Annotated in this window: 27 protein-coding genes and 1 pseudogene; 4 read left to right on the forward strand and 24 right to left on the reverse strand. The window is 41.3% G+C overall.

The window, feature by feature from the left end:
• The 6 genes and pseudogenes from NE638_RS04530 to NE638_RS04555 form a co-directional block, all read right to left on the reverse strand.
• A pseudogene (locus NE638_RS04530) lies at positions 1-427 on the reverse strand (ABC transporter ATP-binding protein); the annotation flags it as partial.
• 111 nt (positions 428-538) lie between these two features.
• A complete protein-coding gene (locus NE638_RS04535) occupies positions 539-1,168 on the reverse strand; it encodes a TetR/AcrR family transcriptional regulator (RefSeq protein ID WP_008369863.1) in 630 nt (209 codons plus the stop codon).
• 398 nt (positions 1,169-1,566) lie between these two features.
• A complete protein-coding gene (locus tag NE638_RS04540; RefSeq protein ID WP_256137123.1) occupies positions 1,567-1,752 on the reverse strand; it encodes a hypothetical protein in 186 nt (61 codons plus the stop codon).
• Positions 1,753-1,830: 78 nt separating this feature from the next.
• The gene (locus tag NE638_RS04545) at positions 1,831-3,321 is read right to left on the reverse strand and encodes an ABC transporter ATP-binding protein (protein WP_005333781.1); all 1,491 of its coding nucleotides are present in this window, start codon (positions 3,319-3,321) and stop codon (positions 1,831-1,833) included.
• Between the two features lie 11 nt (positions 3,322-3,332).
• Positions 3,333-4,070 (reverse strand): energy-coupling factor transporter transmembrane component T, encoded by a 738-nt coding sequence (locus NE638_RS04550; RefSeq protein WP_005333779.1) that lies wholly within the window; start codon positions 4,068-4,070, stop codon positions 3,333-3,335.
• Entirely contained in the window at positions 4,070-4,654 is a 585-nt protein-coding gene (locus NE638_RS04555) for an MptD family putative ECF transporter S component (RefSeq protein ID WP_005333775.1), read from the reverse strand. The genes NE638_RS04550 and NE638_RS04555 overlap by 1 nt, the downstream gene beginning before the upstream one ends.
• A gap of 192 nt (positions 4,655-4,846) precedes the next feature.
• Here NE638_RS04555 and NE638_RS04560 point away from each other — a divergent pair, with 192 nt between their 5' ends.
• The gene (locus NE638_RS04560; RefSeq protein ID WP_173745832.1) at positions 4,847-5,836 is read left to right on the forward strand and encodes a helix-turn-helix domain-containing protein; all 990 of its coding nucleotides are present in this window, start codon (positions 4,847-4,849) and stop codon (positions 5,834-5,836) included.
• 214 nt (positions 5,837-6,050) lie between these two features.
• On the opposite strand, the gene NE638_RS04565 is transcribed toward NE638_RS04560, so the two are convergent.
• From NE638_RS04565 to NE638_RS04585, 5 genes are all read right to left on the reverse strand, one after another.
• The gene (locus NE638_RS04565; RefSeq protein WP_242981852.1) at positions 6,051-6,764 is read right to left on the reverse strand and encodes a DUF6040 family protein; all 714 of its coding nucleotides are present in this window, start codon (positions 6,762-6,764) and stop codon (positions 6,051-6,053) included.
• Complete coding sequence (locus NE638_RS04570; RefSeq protein ID WP_227189164.1) at positions 6,697-7,938, reverse strand: relaxase/mobilization nuclease domain-containing protein; 1,242 nt, start codon at positions 7,936-7,938, stop codon at positions 6,697-6,699. Before NE638_RS04570 ends, NE638_RS04565 begins: the two co-directional genes overlap by 68 nt.
• Positions 7,887-8,267: a plasmid mobilization protein gene (locus NE638_RS04575; protein ID WP_172675350.1), complete on the reverse strand. Its 381-nt coding sequence runs from the start codon at positions 8,265-8,267 to the stop codon at positions 7,887-7,889. Before NE638_RS04575 ends, NE638_RS04570 begins: the two co-directional genes overlap by 52 nt.
• 511 nt (positions 8,268-8,778) lie before the next feature.
• Positions 8,779-8,913 (reverse strand): hypothetical protein, encoded by a 135-nt coding sequence (locus NE638_RS04580; protein ID WP_015540887.1) that lies wholly within the window; start codon positions 8,911-8,913, stop codon positions 8,779-8,781.
• A gap of 111 nt (positions 8,914-9,024) precedes the next feature.
• Positions 9,025-9,288: a hypothetical protein gene (locus NE638_RS04585; protein WP_005333764.1), complete on the reverse strand. Its 264-nt coding sequence runs from the start codon at positions 9,286-9,288 to the stop codon at positions 9,025-9,027.
• Positions 9,289-9,394: 106 nt separating this feature from the next.
• On the opposite strand from NE638_RS04585, the gene NE638_RS04590 reads away from it, so the two are divergent.
• The gene (locus NE638_RS04590) at positions 9,395-9,628 is read left to right on the forward strand and encodes a helix-turn-helix domain-containing protein (RefSeq protein ID WP_015540886.1); all 234 of its coding nucleotides are present in this window, start codon (positions 9,395-9,397) and stop codon (positions 9,626-9,628) included.
• 51 nt (positions 9,629-9,679) lie between these two features.
• Here the strand turns inward: NE638_RS04590 and NE638_RS04595 are convergent, their stop codons facing one another.
• From NE638_RS04595 to NE638_RS04620, 6 genes are all read right to left on the reverse strand, one after another.
• Entirely contained in the window at positions 9,680-10,132 is a 453-nt protein-coding gene (locus NE638_RS04595) for a hypothetical protein (RefSeq protein ID WP_005333760.1), read from the reverse strand.
• Positions 10,129-11,073: a ParM/StbA family protein gene (locus tag NE638_RS04600; RefSeq protein ID WP_044998622.1), complete on the reverse strand. Its 945-nt coding sequence runs from the start codon at positions 11,071-11,073 to the stop codon at positions 10,129-10,131. Before NE638_RS04600 ends, NE638_RS04595 begins: the two co-directional genes overlap by 4 nt.
• Before the next feature lie 195 nt (positions 11,074-11,268).
• A complete protein-coding gene (locus tag NE638_RS04605) occupies positions 11,269-13,107 on the reverse strand; it encodes a DNA primase family protein (protein WP_233420475.1) in 1,839 nt (612 codons plus the stop codon).
• A gap of 111 nt (positions 13,108-13,218) precedes the next feature.
• Positions 13,219-13,566 carry a TnpV protein gene (locus NE638_RS04610; protein WP_040015519.1) on the reverse strand — a complete coding sequence of 116 codons (348 nt, stop codon included), beginning with the start codon at positions 13,564-13,566 and terminating at the stop codon, positions 13,219-13,221.
• A gap of 195 nt (positions 13,567-13,761) precedes the next feature.
• Complete coding sequence (locus NE638_RS04615) at positions 13,762-15,483, reverse strand: S8 family peptidase (RefSeq protein WP_173745833.1); 1,722 nt, start codon at positions 15,481-15,483, stop codon at positions 13,762-13,764.
• Positions 15,465-15,740 (reverse strand): hypothetical protein, encoded by a 276-nt coding sequence (locus NE638_RS04620; RefSeq protein ID WP_147238614.1) that lies wholly within the window; start codon positions 15,738-15,740, stop codon positions 15,465-15,467. The genes NE638_RS04615 and NE638_RS04620 overlap by 19 nt, the downstream gene beginning before the upstream one ends.
• Here NE638_RS04620 and NE638_RS18195 point away from each other — a divergent pair.
• Positions 15,685-15,849: a helix-turn-helix domain-containing protein gene (locus tag NE638_RS18195; RefSeq protein WP_180214222.1), complete on the forward strand. Its 165-nt coding sequence runs from the start codon at positions 15,685-15,687 to the stop codon at positions 15,847-15,849. The genes NE638_RS04620 and NE638_RS18195 overlap by 56 nt on opposite strands.
• A 107-nt stretch (positions 15,850-15,956) precedes the next feature.
• Here NE638_RS18195 and NE638_RS04630 read toward each other — a convergent pair whose 3' ends face one another.
• From NE638_RS04630 to NE638_RS04655, 6 genes are all read right to left on the reverse strand, one after another.
• Entirely contained in the window at positions 15,957-17,654 is a 1,698-nt protein-coding gene (locus NE638_RS04630; RefSeq protein WP_022426195.1) for a carbon starvation CstA family protein, read from the reverse strand.
• 540 nt (positions 17,655-18,194) lie between these two features.
• Positions 18,195-18,416, reverse strand: a complete 222-nt coding sequence (locus NE638_RS04635; RefSeq protein ID WP_059086708.1) for a hypothetical protein — start codon at positions 18,414-18,416, stop codon at positions 18,195-18,197.
• A 179-nt stretch (positions 18,417-18,595) separates the two neighbouring features.
• Positions 18,596-19,093 carry a nitroreductase family protein gene (locus NE638_RS04640; protein ID WP_173745834.1) on the reverse strand — a complete coding sequence of 166 codons (498 nt, stop codon included), beginning with the start codon at positions 19,091-19,093 and terminating at the stop codon, positions 18,596-18,598.
• 33 nt (positions 19,094-19,126) lie between these two features.
• On the reverse strand, positions 19,127-19,261 hold the full coding sequence (locus NE638_RS04645; RefSeq protein ID WP_256137117.1) for a hypothetical protein: 135 nt from the start codon (positions 19,259-19,261) through the stop codon (positions 19,127-19,129).
• Positions 19,262-19,523: 262 nt separating this feature from the next.
• Complete coding sequence (locus tag NE638_RS04650; protein WP_015526214.1) at positions 19,524-20,552, reverse strand: zinc-dependent alcohol dehydrogenase; 1,029 nt, start codon at positions 20,550-20,552, stop codon at positions 19,524-19,526.
• 381 nt (positions 20,553-20,933) lie between these two features.
• Entirely contained in the window at positions 20,934-22,118 is a 1,185-nt protein-coding gene (locus tag NE638_RS04655) for an SAM-dependent methyltransferase (protein WP_015526215.1), read from the reverse strand.
• A gap of 348 nt (positions 22,119-22,466) precedes the next feature.
• Here NE638_RS04655 and NE638_RS04660 point away from each other — a divergent pair, with 348 nt between their 5' ends.
• Positions 22,467-22,988: a hypothetical protein gene (locus NE638_RS04660; protein ID WP_118608861.1), complete on the forward strand. Its 522-nt coding sequence runs from the start codon at positions 22,467-22,469 to the stop codon at positions 22,986-22,988.
• A gap of 45 nt (positions 22,989-23,033) precedes the next feature.
• Here the strand turns inward: NE638_RS04660 and NE638_RS04665 are convergent, their stop codons facing one another.
• A complete protein-coding gene (locus tag NE638_RS04665; protein WP_173745835.1) occupies positions 23,034-23,645 on the reverse strand; it encodes an NUDIX hydrolase in 612 nt (203 codons plus the stop codon).
• Positions 23,646-23,673 lie beyond the last annotated feature (28 nt).

The following is a 23,673-nucleotide window of genomic DNA, read 5'->3' on the forward strand; positions in this document are numbered from 1 at the left end:
ATTCCGGGACAATATGCGCCAGTGTTGTCTCGATACTGTCGATTCTTTCCACCATAATATTTTTAAATGTACCGGAAGGTGTGTCTTTCACATAGCCAAGAGGTACCCGCGCCAGCTTGTCACAGCAGGATTTTCTTATATTTGCAAGTACTGCAAACGTTGCTTTATGTGACAATGCTGTCGAAAGTGAATGAAGCAGTTCTGCAATGATAAACGATAATGCAATCAGAACCGCTTTTGCAAGATATATTTCAAACTCCTTTTCACCATTTAAAAACAGCTTTACTATATCTGCAATAATAAAATACGGCAAAATCTTAAAAATCACATTTCCGATTGCAAGTAACACACTCCATACATAGGCAATTCTTTTTTGTCCGGCCCATGTCAGGATCCAGCTGATTGCCGACTTCTTTTTTTCTTTCACATTCGTTCACTCCTTACTTTGGTTTTATTGTTGTTTCTTTCATTAGTTTATTCTAACTCATATATAATAAAATAGGTGGCTTACTGGCATTAGCCACCTGACTTACATTAGTTATACCGGGAATTCAATATTCCACAATCGTTCCCAGCCACCTGTATTGAATTCTTTCAGCTGATGCACATTTTTCTTTGCAGTCTCCCTGTCTATATCATGCTCAATGATCTGAAATACTGATGAAAAAAATCCCGTATAGATCATATGCATAAGGCTTTCCTCTACAATCGGTATTTTCACACCGTTCTCTTTCATCTTTTCCATATATTTCAGGCTGGACTTCATTTCCCGTTCTACCATATTGTGTATGAATAGTTCAAATTTTCCACTGTCTCCACATTTCAACAATAATCTGAAATTATCATAATGATCATAAATATAATCAACCATCTGCTCCATTCCATCACTGGATGTATACGACATATTCCTTGTCTGATCACTGGCCGAAAGCTTTTCAAACTCCTCAACGATCTGATCATAAATCTGATAAATGTGTTCCATATAGGGATCTGTCAGTGCATCAAAAAGTGCCTCTTTCGTCGGATAATATTTGTAAAATGCACCAGTAGTAAGTCCGGCATCTTTTACAATGTTTCTTAAAGATGCTCCGGTCAGACCATCTTTCAGGAAATGTTTTCTGGCTGTATTTAATATATTTTTTTGTGTATCTTCTGCTTTTGTCGACATTCTTTTCGTATCCTCTAAAGTTCTTTCCAAAATATAACAGTGCTATATAGCACTGTTATATTTTAACTCATTACAGGAATTTGTCAAGTCTGCTGTTTCGATTTTTTATTTTCCCGTGTATTCAATTTTCACTTAGCAGATGCATCTGTAGTTTGATTTTGCCGTCGTCACACCACATGATTCTCTTCAGCATCTTTCCTTTTGACCAATATAAACTTTTCATTGCTATATATAAGAACGGAACCATGATTCTGCGTGTTGCCTTTCCAATTTGTACAAACTGTCCACCATCAAAAAATACATGCTTTAACGGTATTTTTGCCTATGTCAGAAATGCCATGGCAAGATCTGCACCAATCGAAGATGCAACTACAAGTTCTATTTCTTTGATTCCATGTTTAAGCCTCCTCTTCGACTTTTTCAAAATCTACTGTCAGTTCCTTCATAGAAATTTTTACCACATTAAAACCATACTGCAAAAGTTCCTTTTTGAATGTAAGGAACGAATGATCTATAGGCACTCCGGCAATGTTTTCAATTTCAGCAAAAGTCAACTTGAAATCGTCTGTTTTATTTTTATTGATTCACTTCCATAAAGGATTATATTTGCTCATAATTATCATTCATCTACTTTCCAAAACTATTTACAATATCCTTTGCCATCAGTCAGATTTACTCCACTTGCCACAACACTTTTCCTGGATAAAATATTTTCTTATCTTCTCCATTCCTTCTGCATCCATCTGATACTGATCTGCAATAGTTCCATTTTCAAAATGAATGACATCAGTGCAACACTCTATAATCAGTTCCAAATCATGTGTGATCACATAAACCGAAATTCCGGTATCCCACACTTCTCTTAGAACCTCTGCAACCTCCAGCATATGCTTATGATCAAGACCACTGGTTGGTTCATCCAAAAACAGCACAGAGCGCCCGGAGGCAATTGCAGATGCGATAGCCGCCCGCTGCTTCTGACCTCCGGAAAGTGACATTGGATGACGGTCTTTGACTTTTATCAGATCCAGCATATCAAGAAATTTGTCTGCTTCTTTCTCATTTTCTTCTTTCATGCTAATCATAACTTCATCCTGTATTGTCTCTGTAAAAAGCTGATGATTCACTTCCTGCATAACCATATAACAGGCTTTCAGCCTTTCTTTTGGTCTGTAAGTTTTTCCATTCCAGATGATTGTGCCACATTGTTTTTCCAAACCACAGAAACAACGGGAAAAAGTAGATTTTCCAGCTCCATTATTGCCCGTAATTGCGACAATCCGATTTGCCGGAATCTCACATTCTCTGATATATAAAATCTGTGGACCATTCTTATATGCAAAATTAAAATCATGAAGTTCCATTGTGGTTCTTTCTGATATCAACATCTCTGGCATAAGGAGATTTTCCAGAACATAAGCCCGCAGTCCCATCTCTTCTCGCTTTTCTTCTGTCAGATTTTCAAACTCTGTGGCTGAATAATCCTGAATAATCTGTCCCTCTTTCATATAAATAAACCGATCCGCCAGCCCACGCAGATAATACAGGCGATGCTCCGATATAATAATCGTTTTTCCCTGTTCCTTCCAGTGGGCGATTATTCTTCGCAGATCCATGATTGAAGCTGCATCCAGATTAGAAGAGGGTTCGTCCAGGACAAAAATATCCGGTTTCATAATAGAAACCCCTGCACAGGCAATCTTCTGCTTCTCTCCACCTGAAAGCTGAAAAATATTGCGTCCAATCAATTTTTTCAGATGCAGCTCCTGAATTGTAGCCTGCAATCGATCTTTGATTTCTTCCTTTGGCATTCCAAGATTTTCACATCCAAAAGTAATCTCGCTTGTTGTATCTACATTAAAAAACTGTGACCGTGGATTTTGAAAAACACTTCCAACAATTTTTGCTGTATCATACAGTGGCTGCTGCGAAACATTTATCCCATTTATCCATATCTCACCAGTTAATTTTCCTTCATAATAATGTGGAATCAACCCATTGATCATTCGAGTGAGTGTTGTTTTTCCACAACCGCTCTCCCCACATAGCACAATAACCTGACCATCTTCTATCTCCAGATCAATATCCCGGATTCCCACAGAATATTCATTATTTTCTCCATATGTAAATGTTGCATGATCTATTTTTATCATAATGTACTACCTCAAAAAACAATATACTGATGCAAAAAGAACAATATAAAGCATGCAAAGCAAACAACAATGGCACTAAAATCCTGTACATGAAAGCCAATCTCGCAGACATTGGTTCTTCTGACCGGTGCACCAAGTCCCCTTGTTAGAGCTGCTGCAGACAGCTCATCACCAATTTTTATTACGGATACCATCAATGGTATCAGCCGGTATTCAATCATAAGGAATGGATTTTTACCACCAAAACGGATATTTCTCATTTTCATTGCATCCCGGATTGCCTGATATTCTTCCTTGATTGTAGGAAAGAAACGGAAAATAACTGACAACGGTATTATGATTTTTTCTGTGACATGCATCCGCTCCATTGCACTGATAAACTCACTTACAGATGTAGAAGAAATCAGATATGCGCCTGTCATAATTCCCGGTGCAAAACGCGTCATAATTGATGTTGCTGCCAATATCAGAAAAGAAATCATACCACTCCAAACATTCAATGCCAGCCGCTCCAGTACAAAGCATACCGCATAGAGAACTGCATATTTACCGGCTGTTTTGAATTTGTGCTCTGACAAAATCAATGCAAATGGTATAAGGCTTAGTATTGGTTTCACTATATTCATGATTCCATCATTGCTGGTACTGAACATCAATGTTGTAATCGTTATAAGCATAAACAATTTTGTTCTAGGATCTAAAACAATTCCATTTCTGCTGTCAACAGTAGCAGATAATATCTCATCCATTACACGATTCCTGCTTTTACAAAGTGTTTTTTGAGCAACGCTTTTCCAATCATTCCTCCAATGATTGCGCAGATAAAGATACCTGCAATCACAAGAACAATGCTCCACATAGGCATGACAGCCATTACTTTATCTGCATACTCTTTACCAAAACTGGCTGCGAAGCTGGCTCTTGAATCTTCTACCATGAAGTACATTGGAATATATGTACCAACCATCCAGAGACTGAATACTGCATATCCAATCAGGCTCCTTTTAGCACTTTTATAATTGCCAAATTTCAGAATCAAATCTCCCAGCAGCCCAAAGATAAGCCCCAAAGGTACACCCCAATATCCCATTCCGGTAAGTCCCATCAAAAGGCCACTCAGAATTGCCATCAGCGTTACCATACCAAACTTCTTTACCCTTGTCAGGAATAACATAAATGGAATTCCTGTGATCAGTGTCCACAATGCACCAAGAATCGGAAGAAATATCGGAACAAAGCCAATCGGAATTGCCACACAACATCCGAGTACAAAATAAAGGACTGTGAAAAGTCCCAGATTAATCAGGTCCTTCGCCTGTAATTTGTTATTCATACAGAATACCTCCCTTGTATAATTAGCTCTATCTAACTACTCCATAAAATACCATATGTTTTGTTATATCTCTACAACCAAATATCATTTTAGCTCCAAACAGCATTGGGTTTTATTGTTGACTCTGCTCTCTTCAAATCCTATAATATTATCTGTTACAGGGCAAAAGTACTTATATCAGGGAGATCTTCTATGAAAATTAACGACGTGATCAAAAAATGTATCAAAATACCAGGTATATCCATAAAACAGGCTGAATATAATATGGAGCTTATATTAAATACGAAGGAAGGTAAAGGTTCGATGACCTTTTTTTCACTTTTTCCCGGTCTGTCTCTGGCATATATTTTTATAAATTCTCCAACCTGGACGGCTCCCGACCTTCGATCAGACAGCTCCATTACAAAAGGTCCATTGCTTCTTAACTATTGTGTGACAGGTCGTTGTGAAATGATCCTGAACAACAAAAATTTTGTCTACATCAAAGACAGAGAACTTTCTCTCACAGAATGCTTCGCCCAAAAAGAATATGTTTATCCAAAGCGCATCTATGAGGGGCTTGAATTCTTTATTGATATAGATACATTTACTTTAGAAAATACATGGGTACAAAATGAATTTAGCATTGATTTCAGAAAAATCTCAAAGATGTTTTGTCCTCATGGAAGCACTTATATATCGACAGCGACCCACGAAACTGAGGAAATTCTCAAAAAACTATGGGAATTATATGATTTTCCGGCCTCTTTTGCAGTCATTCAAATGAAAATATATACGCTCGCTTTATTCTCAGTACTACAAAATTTGGAGGCTATCCCTAAGTCTCAGGCCTGCACTTTCTTTACTGAATCTCAGGTTAATATTGCTAAAAAGGTCGAAAATATCATCACCTCAGACCTAAGGCTGCATCATCCTGCGTGGGAATTGGCTGAATATTTTTCTATCAGCGAAACCAGTCTAAAAAATTATTTTCGCGGTGTTTACGGACAGAATATTTCTGTCTATCTGCGTGAAATGCGTATGAATAAAGCAGGCGAACTGCTTGCCTCAACACGACTGTCTGTAGCTGAGATTGCAGCACAGGTCGGATATCTGAATCAGAGCAAATTCGCCTCTGTGTTTAAAAAGCATTTTGGTGTATCACCTTTGGAATATCGCCGCACCAGACATTTAGACTCCTAAACTCTCCATTTTGTTGCCTCTCTTCTTTCAACAATAAAATGACGATAAATCCCATCCTGTCTCACAAGTTCTTCATGTATTCCCTGCTGTGCGGTTTTCCATTCTCCAGAGCGAAAATCCGTTCAGCTTTCTGTACTGTTTTTAGGCGGTGTGCAATCATAATAACAGCTTTATCATTTGTCAGGTACCACCCACTGGTCATTAAAATAACAAATTACATATAATCAAACTTCTTCCGAAGATATATTCTGAGTAGCATGATACCCATATTAATGAGTATAAATAGCAAAATCAAATTCACCGGCAGATATTTTCTAGTTACATCCCCAAGCACTGCTATCCCTGAAAGGCTTCCAATCAAAAACATTTGTGAAATTTCGTTCCACATTTTTTTGTATTGTTTTATTGTTTCCATAATTATCACCATTATGATTCCCATTATGAAAAGCACAGCTACGATTGCCAGAATCCTGATAACCCATACTTCCCCACCTGTATATGCTATTTTCTGGTTAAATCCATTATCATAAGTTGGATATACCAGCCATTTACAAAATCGAACATACCACATGAATGGAGCCATAAAAAAATCTATGAAATCATGTTGAAAAGCACCATTCTGTAGAATTGCAAACAGGACTACCGTAATGTATCCCATTCCCCAGAAATATTCTATAGACTTCATGCTTTCCGTTCTGTCCTTTACTTCTTTTTTCGCTTTACGAATTTCCAGCTCAGCACGTTTCTTTTCGTTACGGGCTTTGGATTCTGCCTGCTCTATCTTTTTCTCTGCTTCTTTTTGTTTCTTCTGTGCTTCATCTACTGCTTCAACAGATGATTTATTAACCTGTATCTGCAATTTAGAGTTCTGGTCCCGAACGTCTTTTATTTCTTCTTCGAGCTGCTCTTGCTCGCTCCTGCTCTTCAAGCCGTTTCTGTTCCTCAAATCGTCGTTGTTCTTCTGAAGCGATTGATTCAGCTTCTGCGTTTCGGACAGTTCGGTTGTCAAACGATGAATTTCGTCGTTTAATTTCCGAATTTCGTCTTGCATTTCGTGATTCTCGAAGAATAGCTTCTGTTTTTCCATTTTCAGCTTGTGTGTCCTTTCCTGAAATTTCTGGATAAACTCGTTCATCTTCTGATTTCTCACCTGTAACTCGTCTCTCTCTTCCGTCACTAGCTCCAGTGACGCCGCCTGCTCCTTCGCAAGCTGCTTCCACTTGTCGGTAGTATCCGGCAAGTTCTTCATCTGATCTGCTGTCTCTGTTGGCTGAATCTCTGGCTTTTTTCCTATTTCCATTAAATTCATTCTCTAGTCCCTCCTTGCTGATATCCAAATGAAATGTTTTGAACAGATTACTGTCACGTACTTTCTTTCCCTCTTGGTTCTGAAAAGTAATGTGCTTCCGTTTCTCTGTCCAGTTTACGTTCCATCCGAACTGCTTCATTTTTTCTATAAACTTTTCTTTGCTGATACAATTTTCCAGTGCTTTTAACACTGCCATTGCACAGTCCGCTACAAAGCTATCCTTTACCTGCTGACGGAACAGATTATATTTGTCTTTGCTCCATGCAATGACTTCCCCTTTTTCAATCTGACTTCCATCAAAATGCTTTCCTTTTTCGGCAACGGTCAGTCCTCGTTCCCGGCACATCTGATTGGTAAGCTGTTTCATACGTTCCAGATCTTTTCTGGTGTTATGCAGCTTTCTCCCATCTTCATAACTCACTGAATTAGTAACCAAATGGCAGTGGATATGGTCTTTATCCTTATGCACAGCCACTAAGGTCTGGAATCCACTGAACCAATTTTCTGCAAACTCTTTTCCAAATTCAAATGCCTGCTCCGGGGTGATCTGCTCATCCTTATGCCAGGAAATAATGTTGTGGGCATACATTCTCCCTGTATCTTTATTCCACATCTTCTTTTCTTCCAAAAAGGTTCTGTACACCAGATCATAATTAATTTCATTGTGACAGTACGGGCCTGTTATATAAGTAAGCAGCTCACTTGTCTTGTCCTGTCGTAAAACATATTCAATACAATTTCTCATTGCTCCATGTGTATTTGTCCGCTTATTAATCGTCTTATTAACTGCCATATCCTTTCACTCTCCTTCCGATACTTGAGAATATTTTTATTGAGGAAATACAACATACTGTCGTTTGGGATTTCTCCATCTGTATGCAGTTTTCTTGCAATCTGGTTGATATTTGTCGTAGCTCCCCGGAGCTGACAAAGGATATCCGCAAACATCTGGTTCAGTCTTTTCAGTTCTTCTATTTCCTCTGCCGTTGCTATCTTCAAGTCTGCGATTGCTTTTATCACAACTTCCTGCTGTGTTCTTCCGGATTCTTTAACCTTGCTCTGAAACAAATCGTATTCCTCTTTATTCATCCGTATGGTTACTGTATGATTTCGTTTTCTCATAGGCTTTTGTCTCCTTTCATTGCTTGATTTTCATTCTTTGTTAACAGCCACAGCGTTCTGGCGGCATATTGGTAGGAGATTTATAAGAGAGTGCAACGCTCTCTTATACAGGTGCAGGACAGCGTCCTAGTCAATCAGTAAGTGTTCCGTAGGAATGTCCGGTGGACATTTCGCAGGAATACTTACGCCATTGACGTGCCGGGGTTCCAAGGGGCGGAGCCCTCTGGCAAGTTTAGGAACAGCCCAAAGGCTGGCTCCGGTGCATAGTGGCTTGCCACTTTGCGAAACTTGCCTGTCATCTCCCCACCACTGAATCGACACCCGCCAGGCAATATTTTCCACCCTACATTATCAAATCCAAATGGAGATGACGGTGGGTTTGTGGTGCAGGAGCCGACTGCGGAAGAAAAAGAAAAGCTCCACCTTTCATAGATTTTCCCTTTCTGAAACAGGCTGGTCATGCACCACTCCGATGCGAAGTATCGGACAATCATGTGCCGTATCCGGCACCCTATATCTTTTCTTTGCCTGTTTGTACACCCCTCTCATCTGCAAACACCTTTCTGCCATATTTCCCTGTTATTTCTGTCTTTCTTTTTCTGAACTGCTTTCTATTTCTGCTGAAAGGCATAAAAATAGCAGTCATGAACATTTCTCCAACTCATAATGTCTGAAATGCTATCACTGCTATTGTCTTTTTCTGCTATTCTGTTTTCGTAAAACTATTCTTTACTGTCAGTCCTTTTTCCTGTTACTGCTATTTTATTTTGTCGCAAATTTCAAGCAGGTCATGTAATAAATTCTCCAGTTTCATAAGTCTGCGATGCTGATACCAGATCAATCCTGGCAATCCCGCTGCAAGAAAGAACGAAGCACACAAAATCTTTATTGCCTGTCCTCTGCTGCTTATCCCTCCATATCCAAATCCACATACCAGATTCACGAATAAAACATAGAAATATCCACAAAATAAGACAAACTCAAAAATCCACACCAGCACCTTTTTCACTTTCTCTTTCACTCTGTACTTCTCCCTCCTACATTTTTAAATTCAGTGTAGCGAATTTCCCGCTATATTTCAATAGTGAATATCTCGCTAAGTTATTATTATGCTAGAGGTGAAACACATGTATCAGAGAATACGGGATCTGCGTGAAGATCGTGACCTTACGCAGAAGAATATGGGTGAAATCCTAAATTGCAGTCAGCGTATTTACAGTAATTATGAATGTGGTGATGTCGATATCCCTACTCACATTCTGATTAAACTGGCTGAATTTCATAATACCAGCGTTGATTATCTGCTAAACCTGACAGATGATAAACGTCCTTACCCAAGAAAAAAGAATAGCTCCACTTAAAGCAGTCTGATTTATTTTATGTAAGCCAGACTGCTTTTCTTTTATAATCAGCTAAAAACTGTCTGCAAAATCCAGTGCTGCATCCATATCAGCTTCTTTCTCCCAGTCCAGATTATCTTCTGCGATCTCTTCATCCGTTTTCTCCATTGTTAGTGTTCTGTCTGGCAGATTAATTTCTCCTACCGATTCTTTTACAAACGGTACAAGCATTTCCATCAGATTCTTCGCTATAGCCATCGGGGCAGATTCTTTCACTCCATCCCGGACAGCTGTTTCCACTCTTTCCAGAAAAGCATCTTCCTTTTCTCTGGTTTCCAGATACGGATCTGCTTCATTCCTGTACTCTCTGGAAAAATAATCGTTTAAAGCAACTACAACTGCTCTGGTGTACGATTTATATTTTTCCCTGTCCATCGTCTGCAAATATTCCCATGCCTGCCTGTCCTGTTCATCACAAAGATTCAAACGGATATTTGTGTTGATGATTTTCCGTTCTTTTCTCATACAAGCATCCCTCCGTTTCTCTGGATTTTCCTTACGCTCATTGCTTCATAGCCTTTCGCTGTGGCACAGATGTCCCGTACAATTGTCACCCGGCTCTTGTCATATTCTCCAAAATTCTGGATCATACAACCGCCACCGCCGACCACATACAGACGCATCAGTTCTGGATTATATTCCCGTTCTCTCAGCTTATGAAAGATTTCTTTCGTATAATCTCCGGCAGCTTTACGAATGACTGTCAGATATTTCTCACCAATATCTGCTGTCCCGGTACGGATCACCTGCTCAATCACCAGATCATCCACCACTGTTCCCAGTTCTTTCAACAAAGATTCCCTGACTGCAAGCACACACTGGTGCGTTCCATATTTCTCTGTAAAGCATTTCTTCTCTAATGGACGGGAATTATTGATATACATGATGTTCATAGTCCCGTTTCCAATATCCACAAGCATGTTGATTCCTTTGAAATCCTGTAAACGGTAAAAAGCTGCTGCAAATCCCTGTGGGTAAATATCAGCTCCTGCAAACTCCACACGATATTCTTTATTGCGGAATGTAAAATCCACACATTCATTCTGGAGAAGATATTTCTGGAAATCTTCTTTCTGTATAGCTACCCAGGTAAGTGGAAGTCCGGCTGCAATGTGTACCTTTGCCCGGTTCATACCTTTCCCATCCAGTTCCCTTGCGATAGCCGCCAGTGTCAGCACATAATAGTCCTCGTCCTGCGTTTTCTCTGCATAGAACTCCTTGTGTTCCTCTCCGATCTGGTAATACATGTCATTGTAAACAAGAAGATTATTCTGGAAGATTGGCTCCTTGTCATATCTGGCTACACCGGATGGAAAGCATCTGGTGGCTGTTTTCATGTTTCCATACCCATGATCAATCCCGATCACCATAACTGTCTCATTATTGTTGTTTTTCATCATTCTCATAATCATACCTCATACTTTCTTAATATTTATTTTTGACTTTCTCCCAAATTTGGGAAAAACCTATATTTGTATCAGCTAAAACGTTGATACATGAAAAAGGGCAGTCAGTGTAAAAAAAGCAAAATTTTATGTACTCTGGCAGCTATCTTTGTTATTTCTCCTGCTCCGGTAACATTTCTTTTTGCTTATTTTGCCCTAAATGCCCTTAATTTCCTGATTCATATTTAATTGTAACTGTTTATAATCTATATCTGTTTCTTCAAAAGGTATTCTTTCTTCTGGATCTACAGGGCAAAAATCTTCTTCCTTAACTGCAATATCCTGATAATAAAACTCACCATTGTACTGCTTCAGAAGGAAACCTTTATCTGTCATATTTCTGAAAAAGTTGGATTTACCATGCCCCTGTCTGCCATTCTCTTTACAGTATTCCTCATACATATGGAACACTTCACTTCGTTTCAGACGTTTTCCTTTGGCACGCACCAATGACTCATCAATAAAAGCACAGATACTATCTGACGTCCGTTGCACTTCTCTTACACATTCTTTGCTGTGTTCGCTCTCCGTGAACTTTCCCTGTTCGTACAGATTTTTCAATGCAATCATCGCCATATGAATTGCATAATCGGATTCTGCCTGTACCTTTTCCTTTAAGTGCAGATCTTTTTCACCACTTTTTACTACCCGGTTCATATCAAGAATCAGTAGTCTACGGTAAAAAGCATCTGACTTATCCTCAAGATTCTGCGGCATTTCATTGGTAGAAAAAAGCAGCTTCGCATAAGAGTGGAAATGAATTGCATCCTGTCCTTTTTTCTCATAAATCAGTGTGTCCTCACCGACTGCTTTCTTTAATACATCTGTGTTCTCCATTGCTTTGCATGGAATATCTGCACAGGCATTTAACAGCTTTCCATACATTCCAGTCGCATAGAATCGTTTATTTAAATCCTGTAAAGAAATACTGGACATATTGGTGATTCCAACTACATGCTGGATCAGCGATACTGCCACAGACTTTCCGGTTCCACCATTTCCTTTCAGTGTAAGGAATTTCTGAAACTGCGTATCCTGTGTCATGCAGTATCCAAAATACTCCCAGAATGTCTGCTGTTCTTCTTTGTTAGGAAGAGACGATGCCAGATACTTTTTTATATTTTCTCCACCTTGTAACACCTGCTCACAATCTTCTGGATAATAGGGAAATGGTATCTGATTGATTGTCAGATAATCTGGATTGTGTTCCAACATTTCGCCTTTAACCGGATCATAATATCCATTTTTGAAATTGATCCACCGCACAGGTTGTTTATTTAGTTCATATGCCTCTCGGTGAACTTTTGGCTGTGCGATCAGTAGATTATAGATTCTTTTGATCACTCCACTCTGTACCTGATCACGATAGATCAGCTTCTGGATACGGTATTTCATTCTTACACCATCATGGTCTTCCAGGAAAACACCATGCTCATAATAATACGGTGTGATTCCCACCACAAAAAACTGAACATTCTCCACCAGGTAATCTACAATCTCCATATCCCGGACACCTTTCACATTCCCTTTTGCATCAAATAAGTGAAAACGGCTCAGTTCCGGTTCTTCTTTCGGATCTCGCTCAAACCGAAGAATATACTGTTCCAGTAATTTCTCAACTTCTTTCTGATTATCCAGTTTGCCAAGGTACTCCTTCTCTTTGAACAACTGCCAGCCTGCTTTTCCGTCAAGACCAGCGTCTTTGAAAAATGTCAGTATCTTATCATTTACCCACTTCACCGTACAGGAAGCCACATAATGATAGGCACTCTGACAGCTTCCAGTAAACTGAATAGATCTCATTTCCTCTATAAAGGAATCTGCACTGAAATAATATCCGTCATCTTCCTGCACCAGACAAAGTGCCTGATAACCTGACATCACAATATTCAACGCTATATCCTGATTGTCCACCAAAAAGATATAGGTCTGTGCTGTCCCTTCTGGATTGGTTTCCATATAATGCTTCAAAAACTTCTTGTTCAAACTTATCACTTCCTTTCAGGCAAAGAAAAAGACGCAAGCCATATCTTATGACTCACGCCTTACTTCGCTCACAATATTCTATTTTTATCAGTTACCTGCCAGATTAGTTACTGACAATCCTTATACATAAATCAATTCTTTCAGGATAATCTCTTCTGCAATCGCTCTGTGCTGATTGGCAGCTCTTACCCATGCCATCTGATTTTTCTCCTTATCCGGCAGTGGTTCTTTTTCTTCCAACTGTTTCAGAATCACTTCTTCCCGTTCCCTGGCTGCCTTGTCCACTTCCAGAAGATGCTCTCCAATCGTATCCTGCAGAAGCATCACCTGATAGGTTGAATTTCGATGGTTCTTCAGATAATCTCTGCGTAAGAATCCATATTTGCCAAGCTGCTCCATCTGCTCACCGGATTTATAGGTGAGGTTCGGAATCAGGTATCCATTTACATTTGTATAAGTCAGTTTCATATCCCTATGACCTCTCTTTCGTTTAAACTGTTGTCTGTAATAGAACCAACTGTTCATGTTACGTCATTGCTACAAATCTTTCTTTCCATATCATTTTGAATCCAACCCGGGCAGATTTTCTTCAAAATCATGGTAAAAGTGCTTCGTTTCTGTGTTGGGAAAATGAACGGAAACACTTGATTTTACTGACTTTCTTCAATGTAACCTTATTATAACGTCCTCCCCCCATCCCACCTCCACATTCGGATATTCCTCATATCCGCCCACACTCTGTGCGCCTTTCCTCAGATACGCCTTCACCTTTTCCCCATAAAGAAACGGATCATTTCCTTTCACGATCCCCCATTCCATAAGCAGAGCTGCGCTTCCGCTGACAAAGGGTGCCGCAAAGGAGGTTCCGGTGACAGTGGCGTAGCCTCCGCCGGGAACCGGGGCGGAGATGGATACACCGGGAGCTGCGAGGTCAGGCTTCCGGATCGGCAAGAACTGACTTCCCCTTCCGGAAAAATCTGCGTAGGCATTCTGTCTGGAATCATAAGCTCCAACAGAAATAACTTTTCCGGCAGTGGAAGGAATCGTCAAAGTTCCCACAGCCCGCGGAGAATAAAACCCGGTTCCGCGATTCAGTACATTTCCACCCGGCAGCCAGAGGAAATACTGTCCGGAGCGCACACGTTTTCCACTTAAAAGAACTTTCCAGACACCGCTATCCACATAATTACCCTCAGGAATGAAATCTATGTAGATTTCCTGGGACAGCTGATAGGGACCGGGTTTTCCATAATAGATCAAAAGCTCTGTATTTTCCAGCAGATGCCGCTGTGGACCCAGCCTTTCATATAATGGACCGATCCGTTCTCCGGACGGACTTTCCAGATAAATTTCCATCTCATCTTCATAATCCTTCCATAACTGTACATTTAATGTGGGCTCAAAAGCTCCCACCGCCAACTGGATTTCTTCTGTTTTCCCCTGCTGCAGGATTCCTCCTGCATGCCAGGGCTGGCTGCCGTTATTTCCGGTTCCTGTAACGATCACAGTCCGCCCCATGGCCGCAACTGTATCAATATAGTTTTCCAGAAGAGAATCCCCTCTGTGAGAACCATAATTATTCCCAAAGCTGACGTTTATAACGATCGGTTTTCTCATCTTCACTGCCTGCCGTATCAGGTAATCAATACCCTCCATCAGCTCCGTTGTCCGCGGAAATGAATTTTCCCGTGGATTTCCCATCTTTACCACCAGAAGATCACTTCTATACGCAACGCCTCGCTTCACTCCCTCCGATGCTCTCCCATTTCCTGCTGCTATTCCAAGAACTGCTGTTCCATGTCCGCTGAAATCCCCAGACGGAACAAGGCGCCTGCCTTCGGTTTCCCCGAGTGCAAGCGCCTCATCAATTTCTTCCTTCGTATATTCAGTTCCTGATACATAGCCTTTCGGTGGATTTCCAGCTACACTCTGATCCCACAGTCGCAGGATCCGGGTACTTCCATCCTCATTTCTGAAATCCGGATGAAAATAGTCCACCCCGGAATCCACAATACCCACCAAAATCCCCTTGCCGGTTAAGCCATCGGCTCCATTCTGCACCGGCAAAATGCAGCTTGCCTCCCGCTCTTCAAAGGTCTCAAAATAAAGTCTCTTAGGCTTTTCTATAAACTCGATCTGCTCTCTAACTGAGTATGCAGAAATTTCCGTTTCCGGCAATGTCACTACTGCATAGCTGCCAAGCAGCGGGACCACCTGGATCCTCTCACCACCAAGTCCGCTTTCCGGACCGCTGTATTTCACGATCACATCCCACAGCCTGGTAGTGGGATCATATCCCACATTCAGATTTTCCGATTTCGCCCGTTCCTGCGGCAGGGCATTCATGGCAAGATTAAGTAGATTCTCTAATTTCTGGTCTGGCATAAGGCTTTTATTTCCATTGATACATTTTTTTTATTATATGCAACGCCTTCGTTTAAAGCACCAACCATCTGTTCCAGTATTTCTCTTTTAATTCCGGGAACGAAGCTTAACAACTGACGAAGCGGCATTCCTTCCATCATCGCAGCCATCATTTCCTGATTATTTAAAAAGACCCTTGGTTTTTCTGTCAGCGCATTTATTTTGCGCTGCAAGCTGGAGGAAGGTAAAGAATTGCTGCAATATACAAACAAATCCATCCGTACGATCAGCACCTTTTTATGCTTCTCCAGCCAGAGCCACTTTCAGACTGCTTTCAAAAAGCAATTCGGAATGACTCCCAATGAATGCAGGCGCATGGAGTCATAAATCGTCTTTAGATATCTCAAAATTCCATGGATGTAAAAAGGCATGAGCCATTTATATGACTCATGCCTCTTCAGCCAAACAGAAATCCGTGATCTCATCCGATAATATTATGCTGTTGCTTTTTTATCATCTGTCTTCTCAAGCAGCTTCTTCACACCCTGGATTGCTACCAGTACACCAAGGATCAGCAGTAATACTGCAAATACAAGCTGTAAGGTGTTTCCAAGATCCAGCCCTGTTGTTACCAGTGCCTTTGAAAGCTTTGTGATGGTCATGCCAAGTGCTGTGAAGGTAACTGCCATCATGAATACCATCGGGATCCAGAGCATGCAGCCCTGACGTTTTGTTTTCTTTAAGAATACTGCACAGGCTACAAGAGCGAGTACAGATAACAGCTGGTTTGCGGAGCCGAACAGCGGCCAGATCTCAGCATAGCCGACCTTTGTAAGCATGTAGGCAAGTACCAGTGTAATGACTGTTGCGAAATATTTATTTGTTACTACCTTCAGGAACGGGCTCATGTTTTCCTCATCTGTATCAGAATCAAGGAAAAATTCCTGGAATGACAGACGTCCGACTCTGGCTACAGAATCAAGAGAGGTCAGTGCAAATGCGGATACAGCAAGGTTGATCAGGGTAAATACCAGGGAATGCGGAAGGCCAACTACAGAAAGGAAGTTTGCGATAGCACCTGCAAAAATCTGCGGCTGTGTTGTAAGTCCCTGTGCTGCTGCTTCACCATCTGCAAAGGATGCAACTGCGATCAGTGCGATGATGGCAAGCATACTTTCCATCAGCATTGCTCCAAAGGAAACAGGAAGCATATTTTTCTCATTTTTGATCTGCTTGGATGCAGTACCGGAAGATACCAGTGAATGGAAGCCGGAAACAGCACCGCAGGCGATGGTTACAAACAGGATCGGGAACATATACTGTCCGTCTACGTTAAAGCTTGTAAATGCCTTCAGGTTACAGGAAGGATTGGCAACAAATACACCGATAACCGCACCGACGATCATAAAAATGAGCAGATAGCTGTTCAGATAATCACGTGGCTGAAGCAGTGCCCATACAGGAGCGACACTGGCGATCAGAATGTATACAAAAATGATGATATGCCAGGTTCCAAGACTTACATACATGGGGAAATTAAGTCCCAGCACAATTGCTGCTACCAGCAGTAAAATTGCGACTGCAGTGTTGACCCATTTGTTGAATTTTGTATATTTAAGGAAAAATCCAAGTGCAACAGCCTCAAATATAAATAACATGGAAGTGGTTGCAACAGCTCCGTTTGCCGCTACCTTTGTAACTGTTCCTGCATCATTTACGGCAAATCCGTTAAAGGTTCCTGCTACAACATCTGCAAATGCGGCAACGACCAGAATACAGAACAGCCAGCAGAATAAAAGAAATAATTTTTTTCCAAGCTTTCCGATATACGCTTCGATGATATATCCGATCGTACGTCCTTTATTCTTTACGGATGCATACATGGATGCAAAATCCTGCACAGCTCCGAAAAATACACCACCGATGAGGATCCATAACAGAACCGGCAGCCAACCGAAAATTGCGGCCTGGATCGGTCCGTTGATGGGACCTGCACCTGCTATGGATGCAAACTGATGTCCAAATACTACATTTGTATCAGCCGGTACATAATCAACTCCGTCCTCCATTTCGTATGCCGGAGTTTTTGCTTTCGGATCAATGCCCCATTTGTTCTGGAGATAACGGCCATACAGAAGATATGCGCCTCCGAGAACTACAATGGCTATGATCATCATTGTGATTCCGTTCATAATATCAACTCTCTTTCCTTTGTGTTTTTTATACATGATACAATGACCGTAAAACAGTTATTGCATCAAAAAACGCCCTTGCTATCCTTTCGGATAACAAAGGCGGAATGTTCCGTGGTACCACTTTGTATTATCGTATTTATTGCTAAACGCGACCACTTATTACTGTCATATCAAACAGCCTCTTCTGTAACGTGAAGACTACGTCCCGGCTTACTTAAAGATTTCTATTCAGCGGGATGCTCCCAAATGATATCACAAAATACCTTCTGCCGCTTCTCACCAGCTGCGGCTCTCTGTGATCCGGTCTGCTTCTTGTGATCTGTCCTGTTCCATGCATTTCTCTTTTTTATTTATCTAATGTTTTACTCCTTTTTTTATAAAAATTCAACAAATAATTTATATATATTTTATAAATTTGCATATGTTTTTTTATGCATTTTTTAGGTAAAAGCCAAAACACGGCGTATGTAACGAAGCCAGATCTGATCCCAGCTCTGCTTTACGATCCGTTTCCCGTCACATACGCCGCATTATCCATTATTCAGAAAATGTATATCTTACCATGTATCCTTTTCCGTCACCGGTTACGATCACGACTCCGCCATCGGGATTCTCGATCTTATCAATGATCGGAAATCTTCCTTTTTCTTTTACGAAAGCTTCCGGGCTCTCGATATTTGCTTCAATGATCTCCTGCTGAGAATGACGATCGCCGCCGCAGGGATTAATGGTTTCAATGATGATCTCATATTCCTTCATACCCTTCACCTCTTTCATTTTAATGCAGTTTTTCAGTTCTTATACTTACATTTTATCGTAAAAATCCCGGTCATGCAAAATGCGTTCTGCACAAATTTTCAGAGGATTTATTGGTATTTTTCACTACATTCAGACTTCTTCTGTTTCCGGATGTTATCTTCCTCAAAGAAGGCTTTTTTTTATTCTACAAAGTGGATCCTGCTCTTATCAAAACGATCCTGCTGCTTTCTGCTCTCTGCCGGGTACCCCAGGGCAAAAAGAGAAAATACCTCCACATTCTCCGGAAGCTTCAGAATATCATGGACCAGCGCCATACGATCCTTAAGCGGTGCAATTCCGATCCACACGCCGCCAAGTCCCAGTGCATCCGTTTCCAGCCAGATATTCTCCTGTGCGATAGACATATCGATCTGTGCCATATCCTGAACAGGCAATCCCTCTTTCCGATATACCGGAACGATCACAACCGGTGCACCTGCTGCACATCCGGAATAGGGAGTGGCTTTGGAAAGCTCCAGGATCTTCTCCTTATCTGTCACAACATAAAATTCCCACGGCTGCTGATTACATGCGCTTGGCGCCTGCATACCTGCTTTCAGGATCTGAAGGAGTTTTTCCTTCTCTACGGGTTTATCTTCATATTTACGGATACTTACTCTGTGAAAAATATTCTCCATGCTATTTTCTCCTCGTCATACTCATATCACTTGTTACAGTTCATACTCATCATACAGCTTCTGACGCCATTTTACATCCGTCATCACACGCTGCACTTCATTCGACCGTCCATCCAAAAACAAACGATTGATCACTCCCACCGGTATATACAAATTATACCACATCATCCAAACATAAAAACCCCATAAAACGTATTTTTACAAACTCTACAGGAACTTAAAATGGAAAACGCTCCAGAATACGAAGCTTTCAGAATGTCCATACAGACAAGAATCCTATAAGATATAATAACCATACCACACATCAATAAACAAATCACTCAAAACTGTTCCAAAAATTCTCCCATAATCTGACACCGCCACCATCTGAAAACTCCCGGACAGCCAAACATCCGGGAGTTTTTCTTATATCACTTATAAACTTCAGAAATTATTTCTCCTGCACATTGATGATAACCTTCATGGTTGTCTCGCGGTTCTCATCAATATACTGATAAGCCTTCAGATAATCTGCGAACTTAAATGTCTTTGAGATCAGCGGCTTTAAATGAACCTTCCCCGCATTTACAAGATCAATGGCATCTACATAATCATCATGACGGTACATCATAGTACTCTTGATATCCAGCTCGTGGTCATTGGCAACAGCAAGGTCAACGGTTGCCATATCCGCAAATACCGCTACCAGTACGATCACGCTGCCTTTTCTCGCATACTGGATGGCCTGTCCCATGGTGATGTTATTTCCGGCACAGTCATAGATCACATCTGCCTTATCCGGACCAAACGCCTCTACCAGTGCCTCTCCGAAATTTTTCTCCTTTGTGTTTACACAGATATCAATGCCGCACTCTTTTGCTTTTGCAAGACGAAGGTCACTGACATCCGTGATCATAACCCTGGCTGCCCCCATTCCTTTGGCTGTCTGCGCAACAAGATTTCCGATGGGACCTGCACCGATCACTGTGATGTTCATCCCTTTTACATCGCCCATCTGCTTCACTGCATGGACTGCAACTGCCAGCGGCTCGATCATTGCACCTTCCTCGTAAGACATCTCCTCCGGGATCGGTGTTACCTTAGATGCATCTACTGCAAAGAATTCAGAAGCTGTTCCTGTTGTCTGGAAGCCCATAACCTTCAGTTCCTCGCAGAGATTATATTTTCCATGGCGGCATGGATAACAGTGTCCGCAGTATACCTGAGGCTCGATGGTTACTTTCTGGCCAACCTTAAAACCTGTCACATTCTTTCCAAGTCCCGTGATCTCACCGGATACTTCGTGTCCCTGTGTTACCGGATATTTTGTAAAAGGATGCTTGCCGTGATATACATGGATATCTGATCCGCAGATACCAATGTTCATGATCTTAACCAGAACCTGGTCATCTCCCACTTCCGGAACTGGAACCTCTCTGAAAATAATCTCTCCTGGATTTGTCATTACCTGCTGAAGCATCTTATTCTCCTCCTTTAATTTCTTTCTATTGCATATCATCTTTTATTAATTATTTTATTAAAGTAATTACATTATTATTCTTTTCTCCTGATCTGTCAAGATAGTTTTCTATGATTCTGCTTATTGAACAAGTTTGCAGCTTTGTTTTTATGCACATTCCATAATTATCGGTAAACGGAATAGTCAAGCGAATATTCGCAATACGCTTCGCTACTTGCTCATGACCGAATAACTCCTTCGCGGTTTATCGGTTAAAAAACAAAGCCTGCGGATTCAGCATTTCTGTAATCATATGCTGAATCCACAGGCTCCTTATACGCTTTAATAAATAATTTTATAGAAGTATGATATTCCTCTCCGGCAGGTTTGTAAAGGCTTTTATCAATACCAGCGTGTCATCGGCAGATCATTATTCACACCCTTGGTCATAAGAATCTGGTGAAGATCGATAATTCCGTTGTGGAAGGTTGCCGCACATGCTGACAGGTACAGATCCCACATACGCAGGAACTCTTCGTCAAACATAGTCTTTTCTTTTTCAATATTGTCCCGGAAATTCTTCTCCCAGTGAAGCAATGTCTTATTGTAATGCAGACGGAGATTTTCGATATCCAGGGTATGGAAATTGTCCTCTGCCATATGGTTCAGGATCTCACGTAAGCTCGGAACAGTTCCGCCCGGGAAAATATATTTCTTGACCCACGGGTCACCCGGATGCTCCTTCAGAGCACTGATAAAGTGAAGCAGAAACAGTCCGCCCGGCTTCAGAACCTTTTCCACACAATCAAGAAACAGCTGATAATTATCACGTCCAACATGCTCCAGCATACCGACACTGACAACACGGTCAAACTGATACTCCTTCTTCGGCAGATCACGGTAATCCATCAGCTCTACCGTAAGATAATCTTCCAGCCCCTGATCCTTAATCCGTCTCTGAAATTCTGCATACTGTTCATGACTTAAGGTGATACCGGTACCATGAACCTTATATTTCTTAGCTGCCTCGATCAGCAGAAAACCCCAGCCGCAGCCGATATCCAAAAGACTCATACCCTCTTCCAGATGTAATTTTTTAAGGATATAATCAACTTTATTTACCTGTGCCTGATACAACGTATCATCCTCATGGATAAAATACCCGCAGGAATAACTCATAGTCTCATCCAGCCAAAGTTTATAAAAGTCATTTCCAATATCATAATGGCTGGTCACTTCCTTTTCCTGGTTCTTCTTTGATGTTGAACTGAACATGATCTTTTTCAGAGCAGATTCATTGGTAGAAAATTTCCCCATCTGACCTAGAAAATGATCCAGCGCTTCATAAAGATTTCCCTCGATATCCAGATCCCCACGCATATACGCCTCACCCAGTGCAAGGGATGTGCTCTTCATCAGATCCGCCAGAGGAATCGCTTTCTTAAAATTCACCGTAAATGTAGGTTCACCCTCTCCGATGTGATACTCGGAATTCTTGAACTTTACCAGAAATGGATAATCTGTAAAGCGTTCAAGGAACTGCACCATTGCTTTCTCTTCCGTCTTCTCCTGTAATGTCTCAAACATAATAGTCTACCTCCTTTAACACAGCACTATGATACACCCAGAGGAAGGCTTTATGTCAAGGGAGATATACAACAAAATTTTATCAATAAAATGAGAATATTTGGTAAAACTCTTCCTTATAATTATTTATAGTGATCCAAATTAACTTGATATTTAAAGTCCACATTTAACCCAGACCTCAAAAGCACTGACATTTTCAAAACATAATCGTTAATTATATATCATTTCCCGGTAATCATCTTTGTATTTTACGCATTTTTTATTGCTTTATATACAATTCAGACTTATAATAAAAGATACAAAAAAAGAGCGAAAACCATATAAAAATCCAACACTGGAGGGAACCTTATGAACGAAGAACTTTTTAATGAAGCATCAAAATCCAACATCCTGTCAAAACAGCTGGTCGATCAACTTCAGGAAAGCATGACCTACAGCAGCATCTCCTTCATCAATTGGACCATCGAAGTCCTCAAGCTCCTGAAAGCCCGCATCGAACGCGGCGACAAGATCAAAAATGAGACCACCGGCGTAATCTACGATCTCTACACCTTCCGCCAATTTGTAGAAAACAACTTCTCCACCTACATCACCGGCCAGGTCTTCAACACATCCATCCGATCCCAGAAAATCTACTTCACCCTGGAAGCCTGCCCAGGCGGCTACAACCTCCTCATGGCAGACTCCGGCAACGAAAAAACCTACCGCTGGATCTCCAGCTTAAGCAAACGCTTCTCCCTGGTAGAAATGATCGCCACCGGAATCGTCTACGTCAAAGACAACCGTACCGACACCTACCAGCCATTTATCTCCGAAAACGGCAAATACTGCAAATACAACAAAGACCTGGGAAAACTCATAGAACTCTGATCAAAACGGGGAATCCGCCAACGGCAGATTCCCCTTGATTTTTTCTCAGATTTCTTTCAAAAAATCAAATGGTTCTTCATCTTTCAAAAAATGCATCAGCATATAAGCACACATGATCGCAACCCTCTCCTCCTTCAGGATCCTCCTGATCTCATCCCGGTCCGCGATCACAACCTCGATCTCCTCACTATCCTCCTGAGCATCCTTACTAACCTCACCACTGGCATACCCATAAACCGTAGCACAGGATTCATCTGTCATCCCGATCGTCGTAAAATAAGGCTTCTCAAAAGCCTCCGCAACCTTGATCGGCTCCAGCTTCAACCCGGTCTCCTCAAACATCTCCCGCACAGCACCCTCATGGAAATCCTCCCCAGGCTCCACAAGCCCCGCCGGAAACTCATAAATATACCCGCCGATCGTATACCGATACTGACGGATCAGCACAACCTTATCCCGCTTCTCTCCATAAACACTGTAAATGATCACCCCATCCGGATGATTCTCCCCTGTAGAAAGCTTCATATCCTCCACACTCTTCGCCCTGGAGGCCACAAAATAAGAAACCGGCGTATCATGTACACTGGTCGCATCCACTCCATAAAGATTCACGAACTTATTATCTGTAAGTTTTTTCACACTGTTGATCTTACCCATCTGAAAAACTCCTTCCCGAAAATTTTTT

The organism is Blautia sp. MSK.18.38 (genome assembly GCF_024460535.1).
Classification (GTDB): Bacteria; Bacillota; Clostridia; order Lachnospirales; family Lachnospiraceae; genus Blautia_A; species Blautia_A fusiformis.